The following is a 4,808-nucleotide window of genomic DNA, read 5'->3' as shown; positions in this document are numbered from 1 at the left end:
GAGGAGCGTCGCCGCCGCAAGCTGGTGCGCCGGTCGCATGTGCTGACCATCGGCGCGGCCTGGGTGGTCACGGTTCCGGCGGCGGCGGCCCTGTCGGGCGCGCTGTTCTGGGCGTTGCGGGCGATCGGCGGCTAGGCGCCGCAGGCCGCCAGCCAGCGGCGGATCGCGTCCAGGGCAGGGGCCTCGTCCAGCCAGGGGATATGGGCGCGGCCGGGCACCTCGGCCAGGATCAGGTCCGGGCGCATGTCCTTCATGCGCGCGGCCACCGCAGGCGACAGAAGGTCCGAATTCGCCCCCCGGATCAGTGCGACCGGCAGGCCGGCCGTCGCCTGCCACAACGGCCACAGATCGACCGGATCGCCCTGGAACGCGGCCAGGAACGCCTCTCGCAGGGCGGGGTCATAGGTAATGCGCAACCCCTCCGGCGTTTCGTGGTAATGGCGGCGCACGTCCTCCAGCCACCGTCCCGGCGGCACGTCGGCAAAGCCCGGCATCAGCCCGGGCAGGCGCGCCGCCAGTTCGGAATGGCTGGCAGCCGCGGGATTGCGCCCGACATAGTCGAAGATCCGCTCCAGCGCGGCGCGCGCGATCTCGGGGCCGACATCGTTCAGGCACAGGCCCGACAGGCGGTCATGCGCGGTCGCGGCCAGCACCATGCCGACCAGGCCGCCGCGCGACGTGCCCAGCACTGCGGCACGGTCGATCCCCAAATGATCCAGCAGGTCGATCACATCGCGCGCTTCGCGCGGGACGGTATAGGTTTCGGCTCCGGTCCATTCGGACGCGCCGCGGCCGCGGTAATCCATGCGGATCAGGCGTACCCCGGTCAGGTGCGGCGCGACATAGTCGAAATCGGACATGCTGCGGGTCAGGCCCGCCAGGCACAGGACGGGCAGGCCGGTCCCCTGGTCGGAAAAAGCGATGCGCGCCCCGTCACCCGCCGTGAAAACCGACATGCCGCCGCCCCCCTGTCGTGATTGCCGCTACAGGTTCTCGCTCTGCGGCATGCCCAGCACGTGATAGCCGCCATCGACCATCACGATCTCTCCGGTGGTGCAGGCGCCCCAGTCGGACAGCAGCCAGACGGCGGTGCCGCCGATGGATTCCAGCGTGGCGTTGGCGCGCAAGGGTGCATTGGCCTCGGTGTGGCGGAAGGTCTTGCGCGCGCCGCCGATGGCCGCGCCTGCCAGGGTCTTCATCGGGCCGGGGCTGATCGCGTTCACGCGGATGCCGTCCGGGCCAAGGTCGTTGGCCAGATACCGCACGCTGCTTTCCAGCGCGGCCTTTGCGACGCCCATGACGTTGTAGAACGGCGTCACGCGGTTCGACCCGCCATAGGTCAGGGTGATGATCGACCCGCCGCCCGATCCGTCCTTGGCCGCCATCAGCGGATGGGCGCGGCGCGCGACCTCGATCAGCGAGTAGCAGCTGATCTCCAGGCTGTGCTTGAAGTTGGCGCGGCTGGTGTTCATGAACCGGCCGGTCAGCTCGTCCTTGTTGGAGAAGGCGACGGCGTGGATCAGGAAGTCGATCGAACCCCACCGGTCGGCCAGCGTGGCGAAGGCCGCGTCCAGCGACGCGTCGTTCGTCACGTCCACATCGACCAGCAGGTCCGACCCCACAGAGGCCGCCAGCGGTTCGACGCGCTTGCCGAACGCTTCGCCCTGATAGCTGAACGCCAGCTCTGCCCCCTGGTCGGCTAGCGCGCGCGCGATGCCCCAGGCAATGGACCGCTCGTTGGCGACCCCCATCACAAGCCCGCGCTTGCCCTTCAGAAGATCGCCCATGCGTTGGTCCTTTGCCTCAGTCCTGATAGCGCGACATCAGCACGGTGGCATTCGTGCCGCCAAAGCCGAAGCTGTTCGACAGGACCGAATCCAACCCGGCGTTGTCCACGCGGCTGGTCGCAATCTCGCCCGATTGAATCTCGGGGTCCAGCGTCGTGACGTTCGCCGAGGCCGCGATGAAGTCATTCTGCAACATCAGCAGGCTGTAGATCGCCTCGTGAACGCCGGTCGCACCCAGGGAGTGCCCGGTCAGCGACTTGGTCGAGCTGACGGGCGGGGTCGACCCCTCGCCGAAGATGCGGCGGATGGCCTTGATTTCGCCCAGATCGCCCACGGGCGTCGAGGTGCCGTGCGCGTTGATGTAGCTGACCTTTCGGTCCTCGGGCAGGGTGGACATGGCCACGCGCATCGCACGCTCGCCGCCCTCGCCGGAGGGGGCGACCATGTCGTAGCCGTCGCTGGTCGCGCCGTAACCCGTGACCTCGGCATAGATCTTGGCGCCGCGCGCCAGGGCGTGGGACAGCTCCTCCAGCACGACGACGCCGCCGCCGCCCGCGATCACGAACCCGTCGCGGGTCGCGTCATAGGGGCGCGACGCGGTCTCGGGCGTGTCGTTGTATTTCGACGACATCGCGCCCATCGCGTCGAACAGGCACGACAGCGTCCAGTCCAGCTCCTCGCCGCCGCCGGCAAAGACGATGTCCTGCTTGCCCATCTGGATCTGCTCGACCCCGTTGCCGATGCAATGCGCCGACGTCGCGCAGGCCGAGGTGATGGAGTAATTCACGCCCTTGATCTTAAAGGGCGTGGCAAGGCAGGCCGAATTGGTGGAGGACATGCAGCGCGTGACCATGAAGGGGCCCATGCGCTTGGGGCTGCCCTTCTCGATCACCGTCTGATGCGCCAGGAAGAAGTTCGACGTGGACGGCCCGCCCGATCCCATGATCAGGCCGGTGCGCTCGTTCGAGACGTCGCCTTCCTCCAGGCCGCTGTCCTTGATGGCCTGTTCCATGGCCAGGAAGTTGTAGGCGGCACCCGGACCCATGAAGCGCAGGTTGCGCTTGTCGATATGATCCTCCAGCACGATCTGCGGCATGCCGTGGACCTGGCTGCGAAAGCCGTGCTCGGCATATTCGGGGGCGAAGACGATGCCCGACTTGCCCGCGCGCAGGCTGTCAGTGACCTCGTCGGCATTGTTGCCGATGGGGGATACGATACCAAGCCCGGTGATGACGACACGACGCATGGGGGCCTCCTTGAATGGGTGGGGTCAGCTGGCCGACAGGGCCACTTTCATGTCCTTGACCTGATAGATCAGCTCTCCGTCCGCCTCGACCCGGCCATCGGCCACGCCCATGGTCAGGCGACGGGTCTGGACGGCCTTGGTGAAATCGACGGTATAGCGCAGCATCTTGCGGTCGGGCCGCACCATGCCGGTCAGCTTGACCTCTCCGACGCCCAGGGCGTAACCGCGCCCCTGCCAGCCGCGCCAGCCCAGGTTGAAGCCGGTCAGCTGCCACAGCCCGTCCAAGCCCAGGCAGCCGGGCATGATCGGGTTGCCGGGAAAGTGGCAGCCGAAGAACCACAGGTCGGGCGTGACGTCGAATTCGGCGACGATATGGCCCTTGCCATGCGCTCCGCCGTCCTCGGACACGTCGGTGATGCGGTCCATCATCAGCATGGGCGGTTCGGGCAGCTGGGCATTTCCGGGGCCGAACAGTTCTCCGCGCGCGCAGGCAAGCAGGTCGTCGCGGTCGAAGCTGGTCTGGGTCAATGCCATCCGGGTCACGCCTTCATCTGTGCAGCCCCTGCGGGCCGGTCGGTTTTTCAGGTTGCCGCAGGGTCTATCATCCGGGGCAAGACCCGCGCAAGGGCAAGCCGCAGCCGTCTAGAACCACTGTCCCGGCTCCATCAGGCCCAGGTCCATCAGCTGCTGGCTGGTCCAGTCGAAGCGGTGCGAATTGCGCCAGGTCATGTCGCGGACCTGTTCGCGCGATCCGGGGTTGCGTACCAGCGCCTTGGCGACCCGAAAGGATGCCACAGCGGCCGTCAGGTTGTGGTGCCAGGGACAGGAGTAGGTGTTGTACTCCTCGATCGAGAAGCGGTGGTCGGCGGTCACCGTCAGGCCGGGGGCGGCGCGGAACAGTGCGATGCGGTCGATGCGGCGACGGTCTGCCGGCAGGAACTCCTCATAGCGCCAGCGCAGGCCGCCATGAAAGTCCAGCTGGCGTTCGCGGATCTGGCCGTCCGTGCCGCGACGGCCCAGGGCATAGTATCCCGTCCGGTCGAACAGCGCCCCGTCAAGATCGACCGCGTCGGGGCAGGCCCGCAGATCACCCGCATAAAGATCGATCACATAGGACAGCATCGCGGCGCGCCGTTCCTCGGTGTGAAAGGCCAGCATCTCTCCGACGCTTCGGGTTTCGCAGAAGGGATAGAACAGGAACTCGGCGTTGAAGCCGTAGTAAAGCCAGGTGCCGGTCGGCACGGCGCGGATCACCGCGTTCACCGCCTGGACATGGGCCGCAGGCCTGCGCGCGTCGTAACGCAGCTGCGTCACCTGCGCGGCCATCGCGTCGGGCAGATCCTGCGGCTGGTCCGACATCAGCAGGATGTGGCGAAAGCCCCGGTCCAGATGATGGCGCAGCGTTGCCGCGACGGCGGTGTCGTCCTCGACCAGGATCACGGCAAGCGGTCCGCGGGCCAGGACGGCGGGCCGCCCGGCCAGGAACGGCGCCATGTCCCGGATCGGCAGGACCGTCATCAGCGCATGACCGCCTTGACCTGCTCCAGCGCGGCGGCCAGCAGGGCGGGGTCGCCCTCTGCCTGCGACACCAGCTGCTTGAGCGTCTGCTTCTGCGTGTCGGGGATGGCCGCGCCGTCGATGATGCTGTCGACCTGGGCGCGGTCGAAGCCCTCGGGGGTCAGCAGCGCCTCGATCCGGGCGGCGACGGTGGCGGCATCGGCCGTCTCGGCGGCGGCGTCCGCCGCGTCCTGCGCGGCGCTGGCGGCCTCCTGCGC

Annotated in this window: 5 protein-coding genes and 1 pseudogene; all 6 read right to left on the bottom strand. The window is 68.0% G+C overall.

The window, feature by feature from the left end; genetic code table 11:
* Positions 1–131 precede the first annotated feature (131 nt).
* Positions 132–956, bottom strand: a complete 825-nt coding sequence (locus tag FHD68_RS17650; protein ID WP_127898898.1) for an alpha/beta fold hydrolase — start codon at positions 954–956, stop codon at positions 132–134.
* A 27-nt stretch (positions 957–983) separates the two neighbouring features.
* Positions 984–1,787, bottom strand: a complete 804-nt coding sequence (locus tag FHD68_RS17645) for an enoyl-ACP reductase FabI (protein WP_127898897.1) — start codon at positions 1,785–1,787, stop codon at positions 984–986.
* Between the two features lie 16 nt (positions 1,788–1,803).
* On the bottom strand, positions 1,804–3,033 hold the full coding sequence (gene fabB, locus FHD68_RS17640) for a beta-ketoacyl-ACP synthase I (RefSeq protein WP_139086412.1): 1,230 nt from the start codon (positions 3,031–3,033) through the stop codon (positions 1,804–1,806).
* Positions 3,034–3,057: 24 nt separating this feature from the next.
* Positions 3,058–3,567, bottom strand: coding sequence for a bifunctional 3-hydroxydecanoyl-ACP dehydratase/trans-2-decenoyl-ACP isomerase (gene fabA / locus FHD68_RS17635; RefSeq protein ID WP_127898895.1), 510 nt, complete (start codon positions 3,565–3,567; stop codon positions 3,058–3,060).
* Between the two features lie 108 nt (positions 3,568–3,675).
* Positions 3,676–4,542: a glycosyltransferase family 2 protein gene (locus tag FHD68_RS17630; RefSeq protein ID WP_425277557.1), complete on the bottom strand. Its 867-nt coding sequence runs from the start codon at positions 4,540–4,542 to the stop codon at positions 3,676–3,678.
* Between the two features lie 8 nt (positions 4,543–4,550).
* Positions 4,551–4,808: pseudogene (locus FHD68_RS19200) on the bottom strand (hypothetical protein); the annotation flags it as partial.

The sequence above is a fragment of the Paracoccus marcusii genome (assembly GCF_006151785.1).
Lineage (GTDB): Bacteria > Pseudomonadota > Alphaproteobacteria > Rhodobacterales > Rhodobacteraceae > Paracoccus > Paracoccus marcusii.
Note: the sequence above shows the minus strand (reverse complement) of the source record. Positions and strands in the feature narration are given on the sequence as shown.

Coding starts and splice junctions, on each gene's coding strand:
- FHD68_RS17650 (WP_127898898.1), bottom strand. CDS start 956: ATGTCGGTTTTCACGGCGGGTGACGGGGCGCGCATCGCTTTTTCCGAC.
- FHD68_RS17645 (WP_127898897.1), bottom strand. CDS start 1,787: ATGGGCGATCTTCTGAAGGGCAAGCGCGGGCTTGTGATGGGGGTCGCC.
- fabB (WP_139086412.1), bottom strand. CDS start 3,033: ATGCGTCGTGTCGTCATCACCGGGCTTGGTATCGTATCCCCCATCGGC.
- fabA (WP_127898895.1), bottom strand. CDS start 3,567: ATGGCATTGACCCAGACCAGCTTCGACCGCGACGACCTGCTTGCCTGC.